Origin of the sequence: Actinosynnema sp. NPDC023658, assembly GCF_040639995.1 — a bacterium.
GTDB lineage: Bacteria > Actinomycetota > Actinomycetes > Mycobacteriales > Pseudonocardiaceae > Actinosynnema.
This window is the reverse complement of record NZ_JBFAAX010000741.1, coordinates 774-2,822: the sequence shown is the minus strand read 5'-3', so window position 1 is coordinate 2,822 and position 2,049 is coordinate 774. Positions and strand designations below refer to the sequence as shown.

2 protein-coding genes are annotated in these 2,049 nt (G+C 68.9%); both read right to left on the bottom strand.

Annotation, left to right across the window (positions count from 1 at the left end):
• On the bottom strand, nt 1-933 hold a 933-nt coding region (locus AB0G02_RS34050), incomplete at its 3' end, for a carbohydrate ABC transporter permease (RefSeq protein ID WP_360802649.1).
• 2 nt (nt 934-935) lie between these two features.
• Nucleotides 936-1,901, bottom strand: coding sequence for a sugar ABC transporter permease (locus tag AB0G02_RS34045; RefSeq protein ID WP_360802646.1), 966 nt, complete (start codon nt 1,899-1,901; stop codon nt 936-938).
• Nucleotides 1,902-2,049 lie beyond the last annotated feature (148 nt).

Sequence of the window (2,049 nt, the reverse complement as noted above, 5' to 3'; positions counted from 1 at the left end):
GACCCCGCCCGCGGCCAGGCCCGACCGCCAGTACCTCTGGAGCAGCAGGAAGGCCGCGATGAGCGGGACGATGGTCAGCAGCGACCCGGTGATCACGAGGTCGAACACGGCCTCGCCGCCCGCCGTGACGGCCTGCGCGCTCCACGCGTTGAGGCCGACGGTCAGCGGGTACCAGTCCGGGTCCTTCAGCATGATCAGCGGCAGGAAGTAGTTGTTCCAGGTGGCGACCGACGTGAACAGCAGCACGGTGACGAGGCCGGGCGCGAGCAGCGGCAGGCACACGCGGAAGAAGATGCGGAACTCGCCCGCGCCGTCCAGCCGTGCCGCTTCGAGCAGCTCGTCCGGGATCGCGTCGGCCGCGAACGTCCACATGAGGTACAGGCCGAACGGCGAGATCAGGCTGGGCAGGATGACCGACCACGGCGTGTTCGTCAGCTCCATCCGGCTGAACAGCAGGAACGTCGGCACGGCCAGCGCCGTCCCGGGCACCGCCACCGCGCCGATGACGACCGCGAACACCGCGCGCTTGCCGGGGAAGTCGAACTTGGCCAGCCCGTACCCGCCGACCGCCGCGAGCAGCGTCGCGCCGCCCGCGCCGACCACGACGTAGAGCAGGGTGTTGGTCAGCCAGCGCAGGAAGATGCCGTGGTCGTAGGTCAGGGTGCGGCTGACGTTGTCCCACAGCGCGAAGTCGTCGGCGAACCACAGGCCGAACGAGGACAGCAGGTCCGACTGCGTCTTGGTCGCGTTGATCAGCAACCACAGCAGCGGCACCAGGGAGTAGAGGGCGACGAGCGCCGTCAGCCCGGTGAGCAGCACGCTGCGCCGCGGCCGGCGGGAGGGACGTGCCCGGTCGGAGGAGCGGGGTCGGCCGGGGGAGCGCAGCGGGGCGACTTTGGGTCGGACCGCGCGGGTGCGGGTGGGTGTGGACATCGTCAGCCGTCCTTCCGCATGCCGCGCAACTGCACGAGGTAGGCCACGGCCATCGTGATCAGGCCCATGACGATCGCCACGGTGGCCGAGTTGTTGTACTGCTGCCCGGAGAACGACAACGAGTAGGCGTACAAGTTGGGCGTGAAGTAGGTGGTGATCGCGTTCGGCGCGAGCTTCTGCAGGATGCTCGGCTCGTTGAACAGCTGGAAGCTGCCGATGATCGAGAAGATCGTGGCGATCAGCAGCGCGCCGCGCAACGCGGGCAGCTTGATCGACAGGATGACCCGGAGCTGGCTCGCGCCGTCCATCTCCGCCGACTCGTACAGCGACCGCGGCACGACCTGGAGCGCGGCGTAGAGGATCAGCATGTTGTAGCCGATGAACTCCCACGTCACGATGTTGCCGATGGACGCGAGGACGAACGCGGGCGACAGCGGGTCCGGCAGGGTGATGCCGAACGCCTCGTTGATGTTGCCGACCAGGCCGAACCGCGTGCCGTACATGAAGCCCCACATCAGGGCGGCGACCACCGCGGGCACCGCGTACGGCAGGAACACCGCCAGCCGGAAGAAGTTGCGCCCGTAGAGCCGTCCGCTGTCGACGGCCAGCGCCACCAGCAGCGCCAGCAGCAGCATCACCGGCACCTGCACGACGAGGAACAGCGCGACCCGGCCGACCGCCGACCAGAACTGCGGGTCCGACAGCACCTGCCGGTAGTTGTCCAGTCCCACGAACGAGTTGCCGCCGACCAGGCGGTCGCGGAAGAAGCTCAGGTAGACCGAGTAGGCGATCGGCGCCAGGAACACCAGCGCGAACACCGCCAGGAACGGGCCGACGAACCGCCAGCCGACCCACGAGCGCCGCCGCCGTGCTGCCCTCGACCGGGGTGCCTTCGACCGGGGTGCCCCGCGCCGCGTCGTCGCCGTGCCGATGTCGGGCACGACCGCGGCGGGTTGAGGTGGTGCCACGTGCTCCTCGCTTCCCGCCGCGTCGTCGCGGACCCTCCGGAGATGATGTTTGCGTAAACATCACCGGCGTGCGGTACCGCGGCTCGATTGCACGGGTGGATTTCGGCGCGGCGATGTTTACGCAAACATTGCGGCGCTATAGTGGCAG